General features: G+C 34.1%; 23 protein-coding genes and 2 tRNA genes. 9 read left to right on the forward strand and 16 right to left on the reverse strand.

Translation table 11 applies throughout. The features are described from left to right. Positions 1-82: 82 nt before the first annotated feature. The 8 genes from CGC52_RS11005 to CGC52_RS11035 form a co-directional block, all read right to left on the reverse strand. Positions 83-307: a hypothetical protein gene (locus CGC52_RS11005; protein WP_157909143.1), complete on the reverse strand. Its 225-nt coding sequence runs from the start codon at positions 305-307 to the stop codon at positions 83-85. Next, entirely contained in the window at positions 285-425 is a 141-nt protein-coding gene (locus CGC52_RS11275) for a hypothetical protein (RefSeq protein ID WP_157909144.1), read from the reverse strand. The genes CGC52_RS11005 and CGC52_RS11275 overlap by 23 nt, the downstream gene beginning before the upstream one ends. A gap of 120 nt (positions 426-545) precedes the next feature. Further along, a complete protein-coding gene (locus CGC52_RS11010) occupies positions 546-1,109 on the reverse strand; it encodes a phosphatase PAP2 family protein (RefSeq protein ID WP_095894386.1) in 564 nt (187 codons plus the stop codon). Between the two features lie 66 nt (positions 1,110-1,175). Continuing rightward, complete coding sequence (locus tag CGC52_RS11015) at positions 1,176-1,760, reverse strand: Uma2 family endonuclease (protein ID WP_095894387.1); 585 nt, start codon at positions 1,758-1,760, stop codon at positions 1,176-1,178. A gap of 17 nt (positions 1,761-1,777) precedes the next feature. Further along, positions 1,778-2,362, reverse strand: coding sequence for a Uma2 family endonuclease (locus CGC52_RS11020; RefSeq protein ID WP_095894388.1), 585 nt, complete (start codon positions 2,360-2,362; stop codon positions 1,778-1,780). Positions 2,363-2,399: 37 nt separating this feature from the next. Then, on the reverse strand, positions 2,400-2,630 hold the full coding sequence (locus tag CGC52_RS11025; RefSeq protein ID WP_042007003.1) for a hypothetical protein: 231 nt from the start codon (positions 2,628-2,630) through the stop codon (positions 2,400-2,402). Between the two features lie 71 nt (positions 2,631-2,701). Continuing rightward, complete coding sequence (gene eptA, locus CGC52_RS11030; protein ID WP_095894389.1) at positions 2,702-4,234, reverse strand: phosphoethanolamine--lipid A transferase EptA; 1,533 nt, start codon at positions 4,232-4,234, stop codon at positions 2,702-2,704. After that, positions 4,212-5,048 carry a phosphatase PAP2 family protein gene (locus CGC52_RS11035; protein ID WP_095894390.1) on the reverse strand — a complete coding sequence of 279 codons (837 nt, stop codon included), beginning with the start codon at positions 5,046-5,048 and terminating at the stop codon, positions 4,212-4,214. The genes eptA and CGC52_RS11035 overlap by 23 nt, the downstream gene beginning before the upstream one ends. Positions 5,049-5,335: 287 nt before the next feature. Here CGC52_RS11035 and CGC52_RS11040 point away from each other — a divergent pair, with 287 nt between their 5' ends. From CGC52_RS11040 to CGC52_RS11060, 5 genes are all read left to right on the forward strand, one after another. Next, positions 5,336-6,520: an alanine dehydrogenase gene (locus CGC52_RS11040; protein ID WP_042007019.1), complete on the forward strand. Its 1,185-nt coding sequence runs from the start codon at positions 5,336-5,338 to the stop codon at positions 6,518-6,520. A gap of 3 nt (positions 6,521-6,523) precedes the next feature. Next, positions 6,524-6,877, forward strand: coding sequence for a hypothetical protein (locus tag CGC52_RS11045; protein ID WP_095894391.1), 354 nt, complete (start codon positions 6,524-6,526; stop codon positions 6,875-6,877). Continuing rightward, the gene (locus tag CGC52_RS11050; RefSeq protein ID WP_232751817.1) at positions 6,867-7,523 is read left to right on the forward strand and encodes a DUF937 domain-containing protein; all 657 of its coding nucleotides are present in this window, start codon (positions 6,867-6,869) and stop codon (positions 7,521-7,523) included. The genes CGC52_RS11045 and CGC52_RS11050 overlap by 11 nt, the downstream gene beginning before the upstream one ends. 140 nt (positions 7,524-7,663) lie before the next feature. After that, positions 7,664-8,092: a nucleoside deaminase gene (locus CGC52_RS11055; protein ID WP_095894392.1), complete on the forward strand. Its 429-nt coding sequence runs from the start codon at positions 7,664-7,666 to the stop codon at positions 8,090-8,092. A 3-nt stretch (positions 8,093-8,095) separates the two neighbouring features. Further along, positions 8,096-9,940 carry a hypothetical protein gene (locus CGC52_RS11060; RefSeq protein ID WP_232751818.1) on the forward strand — a complete coding sequence of 615 codons (1,845 nt, stop codon included), beginning with the start codon at positions 8,096-8,098 and terminating at the stop codon, positions 9,938-9,940. Positions 9,941-9,998: 58 nt separating this feature from the next. Here CGC52_RS11060 and CGC52_RS11065 read toward each other — a convergent pair whose 3' ends face one another. The 6 genes from CGC52_RS11065 to CGC52_RS11090 form a co-directional block, all read right to left on the reverse strand. After that, positions 9,999-10,469: a DUF6495 family protein gene (locus tag CGC52_RS11065; protein WP_042006989.1), complete on the reverse strand. Its 471-nt coding sequence runs from the start codon at positions 10,467-10,469 to the stop codon at positions 9,999-10,001. Between the two features lie 53 nt (positions 10,470-10,522). Next, positions 10,523-11,110: a nicotinate (nicotinamide) nucleotide adenylyltransferase gene (gene nadD / locus CGC52_RS11070; RefSeq protein ID WP_042344556.1), complete on the reverse strand. Its 588-nt coding sequence runs from the start codon at positions 11,108-11,110 to the stop codon at positions 10,523-10,525. Positions 11,111-11,118: 8 nt separating this feature from the next. Then, entirely contained in the window at positions 11,119-11,628 is a 510-nt protein-coding gene (locus CGC52_RS11075) for a hypothetical protein (protein WP_042006985.1), read from the reverse strand. 20 nt (positions 11,629-11,648) lie between these two features. Beyond that, positions 11,649-12,281, reverse strand: coding sequence for a 7-carboxy-7-deazaguanine synthase QueE (locus CGC52_RS11080; RefSeq protein WP_042006983.1), 633 nt, complete (start codon positions 12,279-12,281; stop codon positions 11,649-11,651). 64 nt (positions 12,282-12,345) lie between these two features. Beyond that, positions 12,346-13,764 carry an SPOR domain-containing protein gene (locus CGC52_RS11085; protein WP_095894393.1) on the reverse strand — a complete coding sequence of 473 codons (1,419 nt, stop codon included), beginning with the start codon at positions 13,762-13,764 and terminating at the stop codon, positions 12,346-12,348. Between the two features lie 375 nt (positions 13,765-14,139). Further along, positions 14,140-15,855, reverse strand: coding sequence for a phospho-sugar mutase (locus tag CGC52_RS11090; RefSeq protein ID WP_095894394.1), 1,716 nt, complete (start codon positions 15,853-15,855; stop codon positions 14,140-14,142). A 624-nt stretch (positions 15,856-16,479) separates the two neighbouring features. Between CGC52_RS11090 and CGC52_RS11095 the strand changes: the two genes are divergently transcribed. Beyond that, a tRNA-Arg gene (locus CGC52_RS11095) sits at positions 16,480-16,553 on the forward strand. Between the two features lie 338 nt (positions 16,554-16,891). After that, positions 16,892-19,333 carry an endopeptidase La gene (gene lon, locus CGC52_RS11100; RefSeq protein WP_095894530.1) on the forward strand — a complete coding sequence of 814 codons (2,442 nt, stop codon included), beginning with the start codon at positions 16,892-16,894 and terminating at the stop codon, positions 19,331-19,333. 98 nt (positions 19,334-19,431) lie between these two features. Here lon and trmD read toward each other — a convergent pair whose 3' ends face one another. Both trmD and CGC52_RS11110 read right to left on the reverse strand, forming a co-directional pair. Continuing rightward, complete coding sequence (gene trmD, locus CGC52_RS11105; protein ID WP_095894395.1) at positions 19,432-20,115, reverse strand: tRNA (guanosine(37)-N1)-methyltransferase TrmD; 684 nt, start codon at positions 20,113-20,115, stop codon at positions 19,432-19,434. A gap of 1 nt (position 20,116) precedes the next feature. Then, positions 20,117-20,722 carry a hypothetical protein gene (locus CGC52_RS11110; RefSeq protein WP_042006975.1) on the reverse strand — a complete coding sequence of 202 codons (606 nt, stop codon included), beginning with the start codon at positions 20,720-20,722 and terminating at the stop codon, positions 20,117-20,119. A gap of 356 nt (positions 20,723-21,078) precedes the next feature. On the opposite strand from CGC52_RS11110, the gene CGC52_RS11115 reads away from it, so the two are divergent. Both CGC52_RS11115 and CGC52_RS11120 read left to right on the forward strand, forming a co-directional pair. Further along, positions 21,079-21,163: transfer RNA gene (locus CGC52_RS11115), tRNA-Ser, on the forward strand. A 222-nt stretch (positions 21,164-21,385) separates the two neighbouring features. Further along, positions 21,386-22,093, forward strand: a complete 708-nt coding sequence (locus CGC52_RS11120; protein WP_095894396.1) for an AAA family ATPase — start codon at positions 21,386-21,388, stop codon at positions 22,091-22,093. Positions 22,094-22,180 lie beyond the last annotated feature (87 nt).

A 22,180-nucleotide genomic window follows, 5' to 3' on the forward strand; every position in this document is an offset into this window, starting at 1 on the left:
TTTAATTAGATTCTTCTTTGCTACCATCTACAAAAATATATTTTTTTTTAATACAAGTCAAAATGAGTTCACTTTTAGTACTTTAGAAAATTTGTTGCCACAAATCATTACATTCTACGGGAGAACAAGTAGCATTGCCATCTGTTGTACAATAAAGTCCACCATCAAAAGTCAGAGAACCTTTAACTTCTACAATACTACCTCCTGCAATCTTAATTTTTCCATTACCATAAATAGTACAAGTAAAGGTGTTTCGATTCCACACAGCTTGAACTCCATCGGATTCATTTTGTTCTAATGCTTCCACGTTTGCCAATGTTAGAGCGGTCCAATTCCGTAGTTTCCTTAATAACATTTTTGCTAACTCCGTAGCCTGCCAAAGCTACAATTCCCACAACTAATAGGCTTTTGTTTAGATTTTTCATATTATGAATATTTATATGTTAATAACGAATGCAAGTTATAAAAAAATATCAAAAAAATAGTTAAAATCACATAATTATTTCTTTAAACCTTTCGTACATAACCTTTTTAGAAGCTTGATATTACATTGTTTTATGTTTATACCTATCAGCCATAATTAGATAAAACACAAACCCTAACAATCCGCCTATGATAAAGCCCGTAAGCACATCACCAGGAAAGTGAACTCCTAAATAAATTCGGCTGTAACCCACTAAAAATGACCACAAAAGCAACACAAGAAATAGCCATTTTATTTTCTTATGGAATAATTTACTAAAAAAGACAGCTACTGCCATTGAACTAGCTGCATGAGCCGAAAAATAGCCGTATTTACCACCACAAATAATCAAACGCATTTGGGAAATTAGACTTTGGTCATGACACGGACGCAATCGCTCAAAACCGTATTTAAAAACATTCGCCAATTGGTCGGTAGCAACAATCATCAGGGCAACACAAACTAATATTACGATAGTTTTCTTCCACTTAAAGTACTTGAAACAGAAAAAAAGCAACAAAACATACAAAGGTAAAGCAGAAAATTTATGACTTATAAAGAGCCAAAAAATATCCCAATGCTCTGAACCTAAGCCATTAAGGTAAAGGAATAACTCTTTATCTTTTTCTATAATATATTCAAACATAATGGATTGTTATCTTAGGCTTCAATATTGATCTTATCTGTTAGTATATATTCCCTATAAAAAATATTAAAAAATATCCGAGGTGTGGATTTTCAACTCAGGAAATTTAACCGATGTAATATATTCATCTACAACGGGTTTCAAAATTCTGTACTTTCCATCTTCCAAAACATTCACTAAAATATTTTCGTCCGTTGGGTTTACAATCCAATATTCTTCCACACCCGATTCTTGGTAAAGCTCAAACTTGTTTTTCATTTCTTTTTTCGAATTTCCGGGCGAAAGAATTTCGATAATAAGGTCAGGAGCTCCAATACAGCCACGTTCATCCAATTTGCTTTCATCACAAATTACACATAAATCAGGTTGAACTACCGTGTGAATATTATCACCTTTTTCGTCCTTTTTAGGCAAACGTACATCAAACGGAGCTGAAAACAATTGACATTTTTTATTTTTAAAATAGATATGAAATTCTCCATGTAATGCTGAAGAAACTTTCTGATGTTTCAAACTGGGTGCAGGTGACATCTTGAAAATCTTTCCTTTGAGAAGCTCCACACGCTCTTCAAACCTCCAAAGAAGATAGTCTGCGTATGTATACACACCGTTTACTAAATCTAACTGATTGATATTATTAATAGTAGCCATAAGGATTATTCTTTATGTTAAAAAATATCCGAGGTGTGGATTTTCAACTCAGGAAATTTAACCGATGTAATATATTCATCTACAACGGGTTTCAAAATTCTGTACTTTCCATCTTCCAAAACATTCACTAAAATATTTTCGTCCGTTGGGTTTACAATCCAATATTCTTCCACACCCGATTCTTGGTAAAGTTCAAATTTGTTTTTCATTTCTTTTTTCGAATTTCCCGGCGAAAGAATTTCGATAATAAGGTCAGGAGCTCCAATACAGCCACGCTCATCAAATTTGCTTTCATCACAAATTATACATAAATCAGGTTGAACTACCGTGTGAATATTATCACCTTTTTCTTCCTTTTTAGGCAAACGTACATCAAACGGAGCTGAAAACAATTGACATTTCTTTCCTCTGAGAAATTGCCATAGTAATCCACTCAAATTCATAGAAATTTTCTGATGTTTCAAACTTGGTGCAGGTGACATCTTGAAAATCTTTCCTTTGAGAAGCTCCACACGCTCTTCAAATTTCCAAAGAAGGTAGTCAGCATAAGTGTAAACACCATTTTCTACATCTAATTGATTGATATTTAGTACATTTTTCATAATTAAGGATTTCTAGTTAATAAAATTTAAAGCAGAATTACCCCTCGTATCGGTCAATTTCACGCTCGTAAAATTCATATGACTGCTGAATAAGGTTTTCAGCCTCTATTTCAAGTTCCTTAGTGTCTTCTTCATCGAAATCTTCCAACCACTCAACCTCATCGGTTTCTAAATTAAGTACAAAGCGAGGGTATTCGGTATGGATGACGAAAATAGCATCTGGAAAATCACTATTGTCACCTAATAAAAATTTGGGAAAGTTACTCATTTTTCTGTGTTTTAAATTTATTTGTAATTATTTAGAGCAAATATACAACTTTTTTATCTTTTAGTTTATTGCTAATCGCCAAAAATGCTCAATTCTTCGTTATAGATAGGACTCTCTACGTCCAAAAATTTCAAAACGCTGTGGAACACATGGTGTTGTGTAACGTCTTTAAGGGATTTTATAGACTTAGAATCTGCTGATTTCCAGACAATAAAAGGGATTTCATATTGTTCTTTTGGAGCAATACTCATCGGTAACCCATGCATATACAGATTTTTTTCTCCTAAGGATTCGCCATGATCTGAAACGTAGAGCAAGGCAGTTTTGTAATCCTCCAATTCTTTCAAATCTCCGATTATTTTGTGCAACATGTAATCCGTGTAAACAATCGTATTGTCATAAGCGTTTATGAGTTCCTCATGAGAGCAATTCCCTAACTCCACGCTATTACATACGGGTTTAAATACCTCAAATTCAGTAGGATATTTTTTATTATATGTAGGTCCATGACTGGTAGAAGTATGTAAAATAATTAATATTTTATCCTTATCACTTTTCGAAATCTGTTCTTTTAACCCTGATAAAAGCACCTCGTCATAATCACAATTTTTCTCTTCACAATTTTGACGTAATGCACTTCCTGTGAAGTACTTATCAATATGAACAGGAGGCTCACCAGAATTGGTCGTTCTCCAAACCACCTCAACACCACTACGATTTAGGTAGTTTGGCAAAATTTCATACAAATCTCCTATATCCTGATGCTCTAAAATGCATTTTACAGCGGCAGTGGTATAAGTTGCACACGAATTAGCGCTAAAATGGAAAACATTTTCTGTTTTTGAAAGCAACGGATTCGTGTTTTTTTTGTAACCATAAAGCGAAAAATTTTCACTACGAGCCGACTCCCCAATGACCAACACCATCACCGATTTTTCCTTATTTTTTATCGTAGCATCGGGTAGCAAAATCTCTTGCCTATTTTCTTGTGCTTTGTGAACGTAGTAAAGAATCGTATTCACTGAATATGACCATGGCATAGCCAATCCTCCCAAATATTTTGAATTTTTGTCAATCCAAAGAATATTTTTTGCATTTATGACTACTAAAATTAAAATAACCAATAAAATAGCTCCTAAATTTTTAAAGAATTTTTTTACAGAAGGATATGTAACTCTTACTTTTAAAATATAAATACTTGGAATAATCCCCAAAACGAGTAGATACAAAATTAACTTCACAGAAAAAAAGCTACTTGATTCTTCGTAATTGGTATTTAATAGATTACCAATCATACTTTCATCAACAATAATACTATATGTATTGATAAAATACACAGCTATTGCACTTAGAATGAAGGTGATAGCTAACAAAAACTTACCTATAGCTCGAAGTAAAAACAAAATCAGGTAAAAAGCAAAGAAATTAGCTACTACCATCAGTATAAACAAACTAATAACAAGTAAAATTCCATTAAAACTATGGTAATCAATATTTTGAAAAACAAAACTGAAGAATCCGTAATGGAAGAAAATAAAGTTTAAAATACTGATAATTAGCACAAAACGATATAAAGTAATATTATTTATTAATTTTTTTAACATATGCTTTTATGATAGTGTATAGTGAAACAATTAAACTAGATAAAGAAAGGTAATATACAAAAATATTTTCTTCTAAAATTCTGTAAATCAAAAATATAACGGAACCTAAGAATAGCACCATAAAAATAGGTAAGTATTTTTTATTGGAAATCCATGTCCATGCGTTATATTTTTGGTTAATAAGAATTCCCAAAAAAGCTGATATAGAACCTATTGCACATCCTGAAATCACATCCAGCGGATGATGAGCCCCCACGCCTACACGAGTGAAAGCTAAAATGAGTCCCAAAAAAACAAGTATAACAATATATAAAACCTTTTTAATCAATGATTTAGGTAAAAAAGCAATCAACAGTACACATAACGTTGTAAAAACGGTTATCGAATGACCTGACGGAAAACTTGAAAATCCGACTGCTTTTTCTCCAACAATCGTAAAGGAATCTATAGGATGTATGGTAGCAGGACGAGGAACATCAAAAAATTCCTTTAAACCCCTTGAAAAAAAGAGCGATAGCAACGAAGCAGATAGCAGATTTTCCCATATCTTCGGAGTATAAAAAAAGAAAACCGAAAGCATACACAACACGATGAAAGCATCTCCAAATTGGGTTAAATTATATTGTAAATAAGGAAATTGCGATAATTTTTCATTCAAATAAAAAAAACATTCTTGTTGAATAAAAACGTATTTTTCAGGTTCTAAAGCGTTGTTTACAAACAAAAAGCAGAAAACACTCACCATCACTAATAATGGAAAAATTAAGAAATAGGGTTTCACTTTTTCAAAATTAGCTGTTATAGTCTGATTCATTGTTAATTTTTAAATAAATAATATTTTTTAGTTATTCTTTTGGTAATCTAAAAATAATTTACATCTCTTTTTTTGTCATATTTTCCATTCGTTAACGGTAAAATCCTTTGAATTAGTACCCTCTACGAAGCATCCCAATGACGTATTTAGACGTGAATTTTTCGACTTTTGCAAATATACATAAAAATATGAAAATCAAAATTCATATCTATTCAAAAAATAGTTTTTGTTATTAATGGTTTTCTATTTATATTTGTACCCTCGAAAGAGTAAAGATTATGTCTTCAATATCCACATTTTCAAAGTTTTTACCTCAAGAGGAGTGTTTAGCTGTGTCAAATCAACAAGTGTCGCTAAAAATAGGTTTACCTAAGGAGCATACCTTTCAAGAGCGACGTATTTGTTTGGCTCCTGACGATGTTGCCGTTTTGGTAGCAAATGGTCATCAAATCCTAATAGAAACAGGAGCAGGGGAGGAGGCAAATTTTTCTGACCGCGATTATAGCGAAGCAGGAGCTCAGATTGTTTATGACTCTGAACAGGTGTTGTCATGTCCGATTGTTTTAAAGGTTGAACCTCCTACAAAAGCTGAAATTGAGCATTTGAAACCCAAATCTGTACTTCTTTCTGCCTTACAGATAAAAACCCAAGACAAAGACTATTTCACATCTTTAGCTAAGAAACAAATAACTGCGTTGGCATTTGAATACATTCAAGATGATGAATATAATCACCCTGTAGTTCAGTCGATTAGTGAAATTATAGGAGTGGCATCCGTATTAGTAGCATCTGAACTTATCGGAAATACATCTTATGGAGGAGGAGGTATTCTTTTTGGAAATATTACTGGAGTTCCCCCCATTGAAGTCGTTTTCCTTGGAGCTAATGAAGTTACTCAAGCTGCAGTGAAGTCTGCCATTGGATTAGGAGCCAAAGTGAAAGTTTTTGATAATTCTTTGGCTAATTTGCGAAAACTGAAACAGGCCGTGAATGAAAATGTTTTTACCTCAACCTTGCAGCCTAAGGTGTTGAAAAAAGCATTGATGAGATGTAACGTGGTTATCGGTGCGATGCGTGGGGAGAATCGCTCTCCTGTGGTAGTGAATGAAGATATGGTAAAAACTATGAAAAGAGGGGCGGTAATCGTAGATGTGAGTATCGACACCGGAGGATGTGTAGAAACCAGTCGAATTACGACATTTGCAGAACCTACATTCATGGAACATAATGTGATACATTATTGTGTTCCGAATATCGCTTCACGATATGCTCGAACAGCATCCTTTTCGTTGAGTAATATTTTAACTCCTTATCTGTTGAAAATAGGTGAGGAGGGAGGCATTGAAAACGTGTTACATATCGATAAGGGATTGAGAAATGGGCTCTATTTCTACCATGGAGTATTAACAGATAACACGATTTCACAGTGGTTTGGTATCCCTTATAAACCCATAAATCTTTTATTCATATAAAATATGTCAATTTTAAAACGCTTCGGATATTATTCTATTGGACTTGGAATTGGTATCGTTTTCGTAGCTTTCTTCTTCAAGAAAAAAGATACAGAACCTTTTTGCTATTTTCCCAATTGTAGAGTATTGAAAGACATACGTTCAAAAATAATAGAAGTAGATATCCAAACTTCTCTAACAAAGGATGATTTTATAGAATTATTTACCCATGGAGATGTGCTGTTTTCTAAAAGCGACACCAAAGCGACACCCTGTAAGATATACGTAATTGAAGGAGTAATTGCTGAGAAGGAAATAGAAGTAACTCTGGAAAATTGTTCGGACAAAGTGGTGATAAAAAAAATAAATGATAAATAAATTAAATATGGCAGGAATTTTAGACTTTCTAGGCGAAAATAATTTTCAACAAATTGTAAATGGCGTAAGCAAAGAAACGGGTGTTTCTCCTTCAAAAGCTTCGTCTGTGATTGAAATGGCAACTCCTTTGCTATTGGGAGCAATGCAAAACAAAAGTGATAATGAACAGGCGGCAACAGGTTTGCTCAGTGCTTTAACCAGTGACAAACATAACGGAAATTTATTGAATAACTTAGGAAGTTTGTTTGAAAACAAAGGAGATAGTCCCTTAACCAATGAAGGATCAGGTATTTTAGGACATCTTTTAGGTGGTAAAGAATCTACTTTATCCGATGCAATTAGCTCAAAGACAGGAGTTTCCTCATCGAATGTATTACAAATTTTAAAAATTTTAGCTCCTGTGCTGATGAGTTTTATTGCTAAGAAAATGTCAGAAAACAACGTTTCATCGGCAAGTGGATTGGGAGGTTTACTTTCAACATTAACAGGAAATAGTAGTGGTGGAAATCTATTAACCTCATTGTTAGACGCTAACGGAGATGGAAATATTTTAGATGATGTTATAGGAAAGTTAGGAAATTCCAGCACTTCATCAAAAAACGGAGGCTTAGGCGATGTTTTAGGTGGATTTTTTGGAGGAAAATAAGAAAATCCAACAAATTAGAATAATAAAAAAGTAGTTTGATTTTGTCTTAATAGAAAACAAAATCAAACTATTTTAGTCCTTGGGACAATCCTAAAAATTATACATTTATTTAATATTACTAAGAATCAATACATTAAATTATGGATGATTTTTATTTTATGCGAAGAGCCTTAGAACAGGCAGAGAAAGCTTTCGATAAGAATGAAATTCCTGTAGGAGCAATCATAACTATTCAAGGACAAATTATAGCCCAGGCTCACAATTTGACTGAATTACTCACAGACGTAACGGCACATGCCGAAATGCAAGCTATTACGATGGCTTCCAATTACTTAGGAGGTAAATACTTGAAAGATTGTACACTTTATGTGACCTTAGAACCATGTACCATGTGTGCAGGAGCCTTATATTGGAGCCAAATTTCAAAAGTTGTTTTCGGTGCATCCGATCCTAAACGAGGCTTTCAAACAACCGGAGTGAAATTACATCCAAAAACACAAATTATTAGTGGAGTATTAGCCGATGAGTCATCAAAACTATTAGTAGATTTTTTTGAAAAAAGAAGATAATAAATGAAAAAATTATGTCTATATCTATCTCTTTTGCTTGTAGGATTACAAAATGTGACCTCTCAAGTGATTGACTCTTTGGATATGGTACAAATAGATTCATTAAAAACACAAAGAGATGATAAATTCTACAAAGATGCTGGAGAATATCTCAAAAAAAGAAAACTTACACAGAAAATTTACGATTTTTTATTCACAAAGCCCAAGGTAACTACTCCACAAACGGGTAAAGTAACTGATGAAATAAATTTCAAACCGCATCAAGGAAAAATTATTCGAAATATAGAAATCATTACCTTAGACCCTTTTGGATATAGCGAAAAAGATTTATCCAAAAAACCAGGAAAAAAATTAGAAATTTATGGTAATTCCTTGCATAATAAAACTAAGCGAGGAACAGTAAAAAAGCAATTGTTGTTTTCAAAAAATGATCGATTGGATTCACTACTGGTACAGGAGTCGGAACGTATTTTACGAGATCAGAACTATATTCGTAGAGTGGTGATTCGTCCAATACCAATAACACCTGTGTCAGATTCTATTGATATTCAGGTAGTTGCTTTAGATAGTTGGACTATGTTTTTCGATTCAGACTGGACAGACAAACGAGGATGGATACGCGTCAGTGAATACAATCTTTTTGGGATAGGACACCAACTATCGTTGACCTATCGTCAGTACTTCAAGAAATTTAGTGAAAATGGAAAAGGTATTTACTACCGAGCTCGAAATATCGAAAACACACACATTGACGGTATCGCTTCCTATTACCAAGATTTGGAAGAGTATTCGGGGCGTTTGGTACTAGATCGTCCCTTATTTTCGCCTTACGCTCGGTGGACAGGTAGAATAGCTTTTTACGAAAATCGACAAGCAGAACGTATGTTTGTCAATGATTCTTTGTTATATCCTTATATAAAGTATCGAATATATGATGCTTATGGAGGCTACGCTATTCCATTGAAAAACAGTGATGATAAAAGTATCCATAGAGCTATTATTTCGGCACGTTACAAGCAAACTAAATTTCTTGAAACTCCAGTAGACTCACTCAATGTAGGAAATTTCTATTCTGACGAAGAGTTATTTTTAAGTAAGTTAAGTTTAAATAGCACCCGTTTTGTACAAGACAGATACATTTTTAGGCATGGTGATATTGAGGATGTTAGCATTGGTCATTCGTTTTTTGGTACTTCGGGGGTATCGAAAAAGAATCTCAATTATTATCCGTATTTAGGAATAGGAGCTTCGTGGGCAAATTATACGGATAAAGGATATTTCTCTATAGATACCGAAGCAGGTGGATTTCTGTCCAATGGTAGAGCTCATCGGGTGGCAATCAAAGGGGAATTAAGCTTTTTTTCAAATTTGTTCACTTTAGGGAATTGGTATTTTCGAGAATTTGCCAAAGCCCAATTTGTGATGGGATTCAATCGTGCTACCCATATTAATGATAAGATAACGATTAACGAAAAAGAAGGAATGAAGGATTTCGATAGTAATATCTATGATGGCACACGTAAGCTATTGTTAGTCTCTCAAACCCAATTGTACAGCCCTTTCCATTGGTATGGTTTCCGAATTAGTCCTTTTTTAAATGTAGAATTAGGGATTATCGGTCGTGAGCATACGTCTTTTTTCAACGTAGGGATGTACCCAAAATTTGCTATAGGTTTTTACATTTCCAATGATTATCTTCTTTTTCATAACTTCCAATTTTCCTTCTGTTACTTCCCTGAGATACCCGGAGTGGGAAATAACATCTACGAAATCACCAATTCAAGAAACGATGATTTTAGACTGCCAAGTTTCGGACATAATGCTCCAAGTACGATACTTTTCAAATGATATTGTTTACAGGAATAGGAGTAATCAGTTAACAATCAACTTCAAAAAGCATATTTTTTCAATTCAACATCTCGTTAAGTGAGATAAATAACTGTCCATCAGAAATTTGCATTCCTTGTTGAATAAGGTTAAAAATTTCCATGTTCCGTTCGGTGGTGTATGTCTTTTCTCCTGTAAAGAGTTGAACATCATCTGATAACATATTTTTTTTCAACCATAGGAAACCTTCAGGTTCTGTCAAATCAATATTGCCATCCGACACTTGAACTGAAATCATTTTAGCATTAGTATCCTGAAAATGAAAACAATGGATTGATTTTTTATCTATTCGTTCTAAAAAAGATACTTTTTGTAAGCTTTTTTCCCACACCAAATCACTAAAAATATCTATTTCTTCTTCAGCAATATGTTTTTTCTCTTTTTTAAGTTGCTCCCACTCGTCAGCCGTAATTTGTTGAGTAGCCAAAAACACAGCGAAATCGTGGTGCAACGCTTCTAATTGTTCTTTAGTTAATCGAGTGTATTTCATTTATTTATAACTCTTTACATCAATAATTATAACTCCGTAGTTCCATACAAATGCTACCTATAAAATCCCATTTCGTCAATATATTTCCATACTTTAGCATCCAACAGGGGGCGTACATTGCGTTGAGCTTTAATTTCCTCACGAATGAAAGTTGCAGATAGTTCTATAATGGGTGCATCTACATGAATAATATTACCTTGATTTTCAATCTCTTTTGGCACTTCACCTTCTGAAATACGTGGATAAACATATATGGGATAATTCGCTAAAATGTGTTCATAGTTTTTCCATTTATGGAAACTTTTCAGATTGTCTTCTCCCATAATCAAAGCGAAATTTACGGTAGGGTATTTTTCTTCTAAGTAACTGAGAGTGTGTGTAGTATAATTTGGTACAGGCAAATGAAATTCAATGTCAGAGGGTTGTAGCTTTTCGTAACTTTCCACAGCCCGATGTACCATTTCGAGTCGGTCATAATTATTCAATAATGTCCGTTTTTGCTTAAACGGATTTTGAGGTGTAACCACAAACCAAACCTCGCTCAAATCACTATGCTCAACTAAATGATTAGCAATAATGATATGACCAATGTGTATGGGATTGAATGAACCAAAAAACAAGCCTATTTGTCTTTTTTTCATAAAAATAGCTACTTTCGTGTTTGATATACACCAAAAATAAATTCAGAATCTACTACTTTGTTGCCTTCTGCGTTGAGAATTACCAAATCGCTAATCGTGATTTGATGATCATAGCGTTCTACTTGATTTGTCATTGTATTCACTATAGGCTTCGTATCTATGGTAATGGAGCCACCTGTCGCTTCAAACTGAGACTGAACCAAAGGGTTTGCGGGAGGATAATTGGCACAGAAATAATTTGTTGAAACGTTTTCAGAAAAACTTCGATAGTATAACTTATAGTTACTCGCTACTTTCCCTTTAGTGTTATTCTCACTGTTTTTTAGTACCCCTTGAGGTAATTCTAAAATCATAGCTTGTTTGCCGTTGTACTTAAACAAAAACGTAGCCGTAGTGTCAGCAGTACAGGATAGCACTTCATTGTTTTCGAAGGAAATAGTTTCTACTTCCAAATCTCCATCGTTACAAGCAAAAATTAAGGAAGAAACAATTCCAAACAAGTATACGTATTTTCTCATTTTATTCTATAATTTAATAATTATGGGATATTCAAATATTTATGCGTTTGTAAAGATACTTTCCATTTTGGATTTTTCATCACAAAATCAACAATCTCAGGAATTACCTTATCGCGACGACTCCATTCGGGTTGGAGATATAAAATACAATCATCCGATACTTTACTTGCCATTTCTTCAGCGAAAATAAAATCATGACTATTGTAGATAATAATCTTTAGTTCATTTGCTTTCTGATAAATTTCAGAAGTTGGCAAACGTAACTTCTTAGGAGATAAGCATATCCAATCCCAAATACCTGTTAATGAGTGGGAACCAGAAGTTTCGATATGGGTTTTCATTCCTTTTTCTTTTAACTTTTGGGTCAGAGGAAACATATTCCACATCAATGGCTCTCCCCCTGTAACTACAATAGTTTTCGAATACTTAAGTGATTGATTTACGATATCTTCTATGTGTGTTGGTGGATGTTTTTCTGCATCCCAACTTTCTTTTACATCACACCAATGACACCCTACGTCACAGCCTCCCACGCGAATGAAATAAGCCGCCGTTCCTTTGTAGAATCCTTCTCCTTGAATTGTGTAAAATGCTTCCATTAGAGGAAGCATTTCTCCTTTATCAACCGCTTTTTGCGTTTCTTTATCTAACATTCTTCTGATTATTGGGGTGCAAAAATACGAATATAATTGAAAAAGAAATTATCTTAGGTTCATTTTACAAATAATTTTCTACGTCTAAAATCCAAGGATCGGGGATTTTCCCTTCATTCTTAATTTCTTCTACTCGCTTGAGTGCTTGTTCATAGGAATCGTATTTTTCTAAATAAACGTAGTTCAAAACTTGTTCTTTGTAGTGGAACGTATCGGCTTTGTATCCATGACTTTGCATTTCTTGAATACGTTTTTTCACGTTCTTTTGATTTAAAAATACTCCTACCACAATATAGTATCCTTTATTAACATCTTCAGCACTGATTTTGGTCACACGTGTGCTACTATGTAAACGCGTTATAGCATCTGGATTATTTTCGATTTCCAAGGCAGTAAAGAACAAATAATACCTGTCCAAACTTTTGGAATAAGTCAAATCCAGTGAAGAGGCATCATTTGGAATCAATTCTTGATTCACATTAGGAATGTCCATTTTGAAAATGTCAAAACCTAAGGTGTTTTGGCTTGCAGGATTTCTTTCCCTTACAAACTCGTCATTCCATGTAATAGCACTGTTGAAGAAATTCCGTTGTGGGCGAATTTTACTTTCTAAAGTCAATGATTTTCCACTTGCAGGGACTGAGATTGTCACCTGATCACCTCCCATACTGAAGTCACCTTCGAGGGTAATTCCCATGATACGAGTTTGAAATGCATCTTTTGATGGAGTAGTGAATCCACTGAAAGAAAATGTTTTAGGCTCGTTACTGATACTTTCAAATCCATCATAAGTGATTATTTTTTTTATGTTGCTATCCTCATTTTCATAGACTAAAACCAATGCCCAACCTGCAGCAGAGCCTCCTGCAATATGCCCAGTTGCTGCACGTATATTAGCAACCGTATATTCTCCTTCAGATGCAGTATTTGTTAATAAATAACTGATATTCACATAATAAACATAAGGGGAAATTCCTTTTAAAGAGTGTTCTTTAGAACCGTCGTAAATCAACTCTCCTTGCAAATGTACATAATCTTTGCGAGAAGGCGTTTTTATCATCACACTTTGAGAATTTTCGCGAGTACCATCCTTAATCCCGTAGTTGGTGCCTTTGAGAGTTCCTGATGTGTAAGGATAGGTAGCTGTCCAATAAAGTCCTGCGTAAATCACTTTGGCTTTTTGTTTTCCTTCAAACGAAAAACTGGCACTACTGGAAGAAAATGTTGTCGGATCATCATCCACATCAATGTATTGCATATTCAACTCATCATTGAGTTTTGCTCCACGACTGCGATCATCAAAAGGAATATTAGAATTGTTACGACGATCTTCTCGATTGACGATGTTGTTCCCTATGATTTTAATATCTCCTTTAACAAAAGCCTCATAACGGATTTTAAATTCCGTCTTTATACTTTGTGCCTTTATTGAGAAGCATAGAAAATAAAATATAATACAAATTATACACGTAATATGTTTCATTTCGTTGAAATTGTTTTTGAATTGTCTTTTGTGTTAAAAACAAAAGACAGTGTAGAGCAAATATACAATAAAAAAATGAATATATTATCCTTAGTAAACTAATTTTATGTTAAAAAGAATTTTTTGTCTTTATAAGAAATGTACATATCTTAAAATGAACATTTTAACTTTAAACAATGTTTGAGAATACAGCCTTATGCTAATTCTATTTTCGATAAAAGTTCTATTATCAGAAGTATATGGAAAGAAAAAAAATTTTAGGTATTAATCCTATTAGTATTAGAATTTACCATCAAAAATAATTAGAGAAGGAGAGAAGTAATGATTAAAAAAAGTAGAGACGCTATAGGATGCGTCTCTACCAAAATTAAAGGTTTATCCTTCTAATTTCATGTCTTTTACGATATTTTTAATTCGCTCATCCAAGGTTTTTTCAACCTTTTTGAAGTTTTCAATACTGTCTAAAGGTGTATTTACGCTAAAATAGAACTTAATTTTAGGCTCTGTTCCACTCGGACGTGCAGCTATTTTCGTTCCTTTTTCTGTGTAGTATATTAACACATTCGATTTTGGAATATCAATATCTTCCACCTCACCCGTTAAAAGATTATGTGCTTTGGAGGTCTGATAGTCTTCTACCATTGTTACCTTTTCATTATAAATTTCTTTCAATGGATTTTGACGCAGATCTTTCATCATCTGGCTAATTTCTTCGGAACCTGAAATGCCTTTTTTCACTAAAGAAATTAAATACTCTTTGTAGAAACCATAATCCACATAGGCTCGTACCAATTCTTTATAGAATGAACTTCCTGAGGCTTTGGCTGTTGCCGCGATTTCACACGCTAATAATGTGGCTGTTACTGCATCTTTATCACGTACAAAATCACCAACCATATATCCAAAACTTTCCTCACCACCACCAACGAAGGTTTGTTCTGGAAAGTCTTTTATCATCTTAGCAATCCATTTGAAACCTGTCAAACCAACTTTGCATTCAACCCCAAATGCAGTAGCAATATCATTCATCATTGGTGTAGAAACAATAGTTGAGCCTATAAACTCATTACCTTTAAATCCTTTTTCTTTATGTTTTTGAAGTAGGAACAAAGTCATCATAACCATTGTTTGATTTCCGTTGAGTAGAGTCATTTTTCCGTCCAAATCACGTACGGCAACTCCTACACGGTCACAGTCAGGATCAGTTCCTATAACGATATCGGCACCTAATTCTTCAGCCTTTTTCAAAGCCATTGTCAAAGCTTCTGGCTCTTCAGGATTGGGTGATTTTACGGTAGGGAAATTCCCGTCAGGAGTAGCTTGTTCCTCAACAATATGCACATTGGTGTATCCGGCTCTTTTCAATACTTCAGGAACCATAGTAATCGAAGTTCCATGCAAGGAAGTGAACACCACTTTAAGATTTTCTTTCTGCGGAGCATTAAAACTTCCATTTTTGATAGAAGCTTCGGCAAAAGCGTTATCTAATTCAGAATCAATCCATTGTAATAAATTTTCATTAGCATTGAAATTAATATCTTTAAAATCAATGGTATCGATAGATTTCATAATTTCACCATCTTGCGGAGGAACCAACTGCCCACCATCTTGCCAATAAACCTTGTAACCGTTGTATTCAGGAGGGTTGTGCGAAGCCGTCAAAACGATACCGCATTGACACCCCAGATGACGTACGGCAAATGAAAGTTCAGGAGTTGGGCGTAAGTCCGAAAATAAAAACACTTTAATTCCATTAGCCGTAAACACGTCAGCTACCACCTTCGCTAAGTTTTTTGAATTATTACGACAATCATGAGCTATGGCCACTTTGATTTCACCGTTAGGGAATGATTTTTTAAGGTAGTTACTAAGTCCTTGTGTGTTTTTCCCAAGGGTATATTTATTAATTCGGTTCGTTCCGATACCCATAATACCACGCATTCCTCCCGTTCCAAATTCTAAATTTTTATAGAACGATTCCTTCAATTCATCTAAATTTCCGTCTAAGAGTTCTTGTACTTTTTTACGCGTTTCTGCATCGAAAGCATCTGAAAGCCAAGTTTTTGCTGTTTCAATACTTTTTTCTAACATAAAATGTAAATATTTTTTAAAATGTGATTTTTTTTTAGATATTTAAGTCAAGCAAAGGTAATAAATTATTTAGTATATTCCTTAAAAATCAAAATATTTTTTGCATTTACTTTAGAGAATTTTTATAAACAACAACACAACTTGTATTCAGGAAAGCCCCTATAATCTCTATAATTCACTTGTTCACTCAATGAGATTGTTTATAAATAGAAGATAATTCATTTTTTGAGTTCATTATTTCATTCATTGTTCTTTTCCTTAAATGAAAAATAACCAAAAGTGCGAGCCACACGGGCATTAAAAAATAATCAATCGGCTTCCGACAAATTTTCCAAACTTGCTTCCCGCGGTCGATTCGAACAGTGGAAAATTTTCACGCTTTATTCACTGATTTTCTTAATGCCAAATCTCCAATGTCAATAAAAAGCGGTCAAAATGCTGAAAAATCAGTGTTGAATCATTGAAAATATACGCAATTAAGTACTGAGCTTAAAACTTTTTTAATAAAGTTCTCATAAACAGTTGTTTGAGTTATCTACTAAAAATATTTTGAAAAAAAAAAGATAAAAAATTTGGAAGTTTAAAAAAAACACGTAATTTTGCACCCGAATTAATAACAACTGCGGCCTCGTAGCTCAACTGAATAGAGCACTTGATTACGGCTCAAGAGGTTTCAGGTTTGAATCCTGACGAGGTCACCGAGCATTTTTGCAGAAAAAAAGAAACACCGTATGAATCAGAATGGTTTATCGGTGTTTTTTGTTTCTATTTCGCACCAAAATACAAAACATAGTTTTACCTACCATTGTCTACTTCCTCTTTGTAGTATGATTCAATTTTTTAGGGAGTCTTTAATGTGTTTACATGTCTTTGCTACATTTTGTGGCACAACAATTGTTGTACTACCATCAGTTGTTCCTTTGACTAAGGTGTAACTATTTTATTTATAGTATTATATATTATTTTTGAATCATATTTTTTTGTCGGAAGAATATAAATTCACGACAAAATGACATATTATATACCATTTATGAAAATGAAATTAAGCAATTTTGACAGTTTTTCATCTGAAACCATCGATACAGATGCAGAGTTTATTCCTCTATTAACAGCTGAAGATGAAGAAGAAATACAAAAGGAATCCTTACCTACCGTTTTACCGATTCTTCCGTTGCGAAATATGGTGCTGTTTCCCGGGGTAGTGATTCCCATCACAGCAGGGCGTGATGCTTCGGTGCGATTGATAAACGATGCTAACGAAGGGTCAAAAACTATTGGAGTTGTGGCTCAAATTGATGAAAATGTCGAAATACCTACGGGAAAAGATATTTATCATTTGGGAACTGTAGCACGTATTCTGAAAGTACTCAAAATGCCCGATGGGAATATTACCATTATCATCCAAGGAAAGAAACGCTTTGAAATTGATACTATTTTGGAGGAAAAACCATATATCACAGCCACTATCAAAGAGGTAGAGGAAACACGTCCTCCAAAAAATGATAAGGAATTTGGCGTAGTTATCGAGTCTATTAAGGATTTGGCTACGCGAATCATACGTGAAAATCCAAATTTACCTTCCGAAGCTACGTTTGCCATAAAAAACATAGAGAGTGGGGCATTTTTAGTGAATTTCGTGTCATCTAACATGAACGCTCTCGTAAAAGAGAAACAAGAAATATTAGAGACAAACGATTTGAAAGATCGTGCGTTGTGTGCGTTAAAATACTTAGATTTGGAACTGCAAAAACTTACACTTCGTAATGATATTCAGTCCAGAGTACGTTTTGATATTGACAAGCAACAACGTGAATATTTCCTACATCAGCAAATAAAAACTATCCAAGAGGAGTTGGGAGGCGTTTCCTATGAGGAGGAAATTGAGGAGATGAAAAAAGTAGCCAAAACTAAAAAATGGGATGATAAAATCAAGGAACATTTTGAGAAAGAATTGGGAAAACTACAACGGATGAACCCTCAAGTAGCCGAGTATTCAGTACAACGAAACTATTTGGATACGTTATTGGAACTGCCTTGGAATGAGTTCTCAAAGGATAATTTTGATTTGAAACGGGCTCAAAAAGTACTTGACCAAGACCATTACGGTTTAGAAGAAGTTAAGCGACGCATTATTGAGCATTTAGCAGTATTGAAACTTCGTAACGATATGAAATCACCTATTTTGTGTTTTTATGGGCCTCCTGGCGTAGGGAAAACCTCTTTAGGGAAATCAATAGCTAAAGCGTTGAATCGTGAATATGTCCGTATGTCGTTAGGAGGGTTACGTGACGAAGCTGAAATTCGTGGACATCGCAAAACGTACATTGGTGCAATGCCTGGGAGAATTCTCCAGTTATTGAAAAAAGCTAAAACCTCTAACCCTGTATTTGTATTGGACGAAATCGACAAGTTGAGTCATTCCCACAATGGAGATCCTTCTTCTGCTATGTTGGAAGTTCTTGATCCTGAGCAAAATAGTGAATTTTATGACAATTTTTTAGAAGTAGGATATGATCTGTCCAAGGTCATGTTCATAGCTACAGCTAATGAACTTTCAACCATCCAACCAGCACTTCGTGACCGTATGGAAATCATTAATGTAACGGGATATACCATTGAAGAAAAGGTTGAAATTGCTAAGAAATATTTATTACCCAAGCAACTGGAAGAACATGGACTTAAAAGTCGTGACCTTTCTTTGGGTAAAAAGGAAATTGAACGTGTTGTTGAAGGATATACACGCGAATCCGGAGTACGTGGTTTGGAAAAACAAATAGCTAAGTTGGTGCGTTTTTGTGCCAAGTCGGTTGCCATGGAAGAGCCATATGAGTCAAAATTATCATTGGAGGAAATAACCAAAATCTTAGGTCCTGCTAGAATGGAACGTGACCGTTATGAGGATAATGATATAGCAGGGGTTGTTACGGGGTTAGCATGGACAAGCGTTGGAGGTGACATTTTGTTCATTGAATCGGCATTGTCCAAAGGGAAAGGAACACTCAATATCACGGGGAACTTAGGTACAGTCATGAAGGAATCGGCAACCATTGCATTGGAATATATCAAAGCTAATGCTGAACGATTTGGTATTGAACCTACATTATTTTCTGAGAACAATATCCATATTCACGTTCCTGAAGGAGCAACTCCGAAAGATGGTCCCAGTGCAGGAATCACCATGCTGACCTCGTTGATGTCGCTTTTCACTCAGAAACGAGTAAAAAAACATCTGGCGATGACGGGAGAAATTACCCTACGAGGTAAGGTGCTTCCAGTAGGAGGAATCAAAGAAAAGATTTTGGCAGGAAAGAGAGCAGGTATCAAAGAAATCATACTCTGCAAAGAAAATGAAAAAGATGTATTGGAAATTCGTGAGGATTATCTGAAAGGACTCACTTTTCATTATGTAACTGAAATGGAAGAAGTTATTAAAATAGCAATTACCAATCAGGATGTGAAAAATAAGAAACAATTTTAGCAATACACAAAAACGCCATTACCAAAACGGTAATGGCGTTTTTAACTTTATGAAGTAAATTAATATTCTCGATATTTTTTAGAAAAGAGTCCTCCTTTTTAATACTCTTTATTTAACAAATCAGGACGTCTATTTTTGGTGTGTTCATAGGCTTTTTTTTCCCGCCACTGTTCAATTTCAGGGAAATTTCCACTCATCAACACCTCTGGGACATCCCAACCTTTGTAAGAAGCGGGACGCGTATAAACAGGTGGTGCAAGTAAATTATCTTGGAAAGAATCTGTTAAAGCAGAAGTTTCATCGTTCAGAACACCCGGAATCAGGCGGATGATAGCGTCACACAGAACGGCAGCACCCAATTCTCCTCCCGAAAGTACATAATCTCCGATAGAAATTTCTTTCGTAATAAATTGATCTCTAACACGTTGATCAACTCCCTTATAGTGTCCACAAAGAATAATGATATTTTCATAAAGTGATAACCGATTTGCTATCTTTTGATTTAGTGTTTCACCATCAGGAGTCATATAAATGATCTCATCGTACGAACGTTCAGCTTTCAAGGCCGATATGCATTTGTCGATAGGCTCAATCATAAGTACCATTCCAGCTCCGCCACCAAATTGGTAGTCATCTACTTGTTTATAACTCCCTGTGCTATAATCTCTTAAATTATGGAAATAGACCTCAACAAGTCCTTTTTTTGCAGCACGTTGCATGATCGAAGCATTAAATGGACTTTCTATCAATTCAGGAATAACTGAAATAATATCAATACGCATTTTATCTGTGTTTGTTAATTTCGTCCTGTAACTGACGACGTACTTTTTGCTCTCTTTCGATTGCCGATTTTCTGTAATTTTCGTATTCCTCTTGTAAATCGTTTAAATCTTGCATTGATTTTTTGGCTATGACATTGCTATTGGAGTAGCGGTAGATATAAAAAACAAGCATAGCTATCAACAATAAAACGATGCTCCACATAATCAGTGAATATGTAGATTTTGGTAGTAAAATACCCAGAAGACTAACACTATCTTTTTCATTACGTGTCTCTTCAAGTGTATTTTCCAATGAAAGAATATTGTTATTCAATTTCTTTATTTCATTTTCGTGGGCATCGACAACCTGCTGTTGAGCTTTAATTTTTGATTTTACGCTTTCCAAACTATCCATCACGTTGCGTTGATAAACGGTTAGGCTACCTTTGTCGATAACTTTATAATTTTGCCACGAATTAGACTGAGAAATTAGATTTTCAAATTGGCTGTTAAGCGTATTCTCTTTTTTCTGATTTTTTGTGTTTTGGATACGCGTTCCTTCCTGTGCATTAACAATTGGACAAGTAAAAAGTATTGTGAATGCTCCAATTAATAATTGTTTTTTCATTTTTTGTAACTATTCCTTTTTAGGAAACAAATATAGATAGATAATTGCACAAAATAAAAAAATATTCAAAAAAATATAATTTTTACCATAAAATAATTTTTATATCGGCGAGTTAGATAAATGTTCTCAGATTTATTTTATTGAAAATAAATATATTAATGTTTTTTTTACTTCTGTAGTTTTATAAAATCAAAAATAGTAAAATGTTTTGCTTCAAAAAAAAAGTTTATAAGTAACTTAAAATGAATAGGATATAAAATATTTTCAAAAAAAATAAAAAAATAAGCTATAAAATTTGCAGGAATAAAAAAAAGTCGTACTTTTGCAACCGCATAAGTGAGATAACAAGTGCAATTGGAGAGATGGCAGAGCGGTCGAATGCGGCGGTCTTGAAAACCGTTGAGGGTAACACCTCCGGGGGTTCGAATCCCTCTCTCTCCGCAGTAAGAAGTGTAAATCGAGTAACTACTTGGTTTACACTTTTTTTATGTTCTTCAAGTTTTTTTTCTCTTAAATATTAATTTTCTTTGCAACATTTAATCTAAATACGAAAAAAAACGAGTGAAGTCGTTTTATGTGCAAAATTACGACAGACATTTTTTTGTTTGCTATGAACTTTAGAAAAATAGATGTAAATTTGTCAGCGATTGTAATTTAAAAGAAATGGTAACAAGCGATTTTATAATCCATGATAGGGAATCAATTCCCTTCGAGGATATTTTTCTGTCCGATGAAAATAAAACGGCATTGCAACAACTTATCAAAGAACACGAACATATTGCCGAATTAATGAAATATGGCCTACAAGCTGATAACAAAATTTTATTTTATGGAGCTTCTGGTTGTGGAAAAACAACCACCGCAAAATCAATCGCTAATCGGTTGGGAAAATCTATTTTCATATTGAATTTGAGTAATTTAGTAAATTCTCGTATTGGAGAAACTTCAAAAAATTTAAAAGCAGTTTTTGATAAAGCTCAGCGCGAAAAGGCTGTTTTATTTTTAGATGAATTTGACCAAATCGGTAAAACTCGTACTGACGACGAACGAGATGTGGGTGAAATGCGTCGTTTAGTGAATACGATTATCCAATTATTTGATTATTTTCCAAAAGAAGGTGTGTTAATTTGTGCTACTAACCATATTGATTTTATTGATTTTGCTCTTCTACGGCGTTTTCAATTGAAATTAGATTATGAAATGCCGTCAAGAGAGCGTTTAGATGCCTATTATGATAAAATTTTAGCTGATTTTCCCGAAAAATTTACAAATATCGACCGGAAATATGATATTTCCTACGCTGAAGTAAAGGATTATATTCATACACAAATGAAAAAAGCAATTATTTATTCATTAGAAAATTCGCATTGATTTTCTTAAAATGACCTTAGTCTATCCGTGCTTTTTGGCATAATTATTGCACAATACGAAATGACTTTGTTAAAAATATAATATTAA

Origin of the sequence: Capnocytophaga sp. H2931 (assembly GCF_002302535.1) — a bacterium.
Taxonomy (GTDB): Bacteria; Bacteroidota; Bacteroidia; order Flavobacteriales; family Flavobacteriaceae; genus Capnocytophaga; species Capnocytophaga canis.

Excerpts from the sequence above, each read along its gene's own strand:
- CGC52_RS11045 (WP_095894391.1), top strand. The coding sequence starts at position 6,524 with ATGTCAATTTTAAAACGCTTCGGATATTATTCTATTGGACTTGGAATT.
- CGC52_RS11275 (WP_157909144.1), bottom strand. The coding sequence starts at position 425 with ATGAAAAATCTAAACAAAAGCCTATTAGTTGTGGGAATTGTAGCTTTG.
- lon (WP_095894530.1), top strand. The coding sequence starts at position 16,892 with ATGAAATTAAGCAATTTTGACAGTTTTTCATCTGAAACCATCGATACA.
- CGC52_RS11120 (WP_095894396.1), top strand. The coding sequence starts at position 21,386 with ATGGTAACAAGCGATTTTATAATCCATGATAGGGAATCAATTCCCTTC.
- CGC52_RS11110 (WP_042006975.1), bottom strand. The coding sequence starts at position 20,722 with ATGAAAAAACAATTATTAATTGGAGCATTCACAATACTTTTTACTTGT.
- CGC52_RS11025 (WP_042007003.1), bottom strand. The coding sequence starts at position 2,630 with ATGAGTAACTTTCCCAAATTTTTATTAGGTGACAATAGTGATTTTCCA.
- CGC52_RS11060 (WP_232751818.1), top strand. The coding sequence starts at position 8,096 with ATGAAAAAATTATGTCTATATCTATCTCTTTTGCTTGTAGGATTACAA.
- CGC52_RS11085 (WP_095894393.1), bottom strand. The coding sequence starts at position 13,764 with ATGAAACATATTACGTGTATAATTTGTATTATATTTTATTTTCTATGC.
- CGC52_RS11015 (WP_095894387.1), bottom strand. The coding sequence starts at position 1,760 with ATGGCTACTATTAATAATATCAATCAGTTAGATTTAGTAAACGGTGTG.
- CGC52_RS11035 (WP_095894390.1), bottom strand. The coding sequence starts at position 5,048 with ATGAATCAGACTATAACAGCTAATTTTGAAAAAGTGAAACCCTATTTC.
- CGC52_RS11075 (WP_042006985.1), bottom strand. The coding sequence starts at position 11,628 with ATGAGAAAATACGTATACTTGTTTGGAATTGTTTCTTCCTTAATTTTT.
- CGC52_RS11065 (WP_042006989.1), bottom strand. The coding sequence starts at position 10,469 with ATGAAATACACTCGATTAACTAAAGAACAATTAGAAGCGTTGCACCAC.
- eptA (WP_095894389.1), bottom strand. The coding sequence starts at position 4,234 with ATGTTAAAAAAATTAATAAATAATATTACTTTATATCGTTTTGTGCTA.
- CGC52_RS11010 (WP_095894386.1), bottom strand. The coding sequence starts at position 1,109 with ATGTTTGAATATATTATAGAAAAAGATAAAGAGTTATTCCTTTACCTT.
- CGC52_RS11090 (WP_095894394.1), bottom strand. The coding sequence starts at position 15,855 with ATGTTAGAAAAAAGTATTGAAACAGCAAAAACTTGGCTTTCAGATGCT.
- nadD (WP_042344556.1), bottom strand. The coding sequence starts at position 11,110 with ATGAAAAAAAGACAAATAGGCTTGTTTTTTGGTTCATTCAATCCCATA.
- CGC52_RS11055 (WP_095894392.1), top strand. The coding sequence starts at position 7,664 with ATGGATGATTTTTATTTTATGCGAAGAGCCTTAGAACAGGCAGAGAAA.
- CGC52_RS11080 (WP_042006983.1), bottom strand. The coding sequence starts at position 12,281 with ATGTTAGATAAAGAAACGCAAAAAGCGGTTGATAAAGGAGAAATGCTT.
- trmD (WP_095894395.1), bottom strand. The coding sequence starts at position 20,115 with ATGCGTATTGATATTATTTCAGTTATTCCTGAATTGATAGAAAGTCCA.
- CGC52_RS11050 (WP_232751817.1), top strand. The coding sequence starts at position 6,867 with ATGATAAATAAATTAAATATGGCAGGAATTTTAGACTTTCTAGGCGAA.
- CGC52_RS11020 (WP_095894388.1), bottom strand. The coding sequence starts at position 2,362 with ATGAAAAATGTACTAAATATCAATCAATTAGATGTAGAAAATGGTGTT.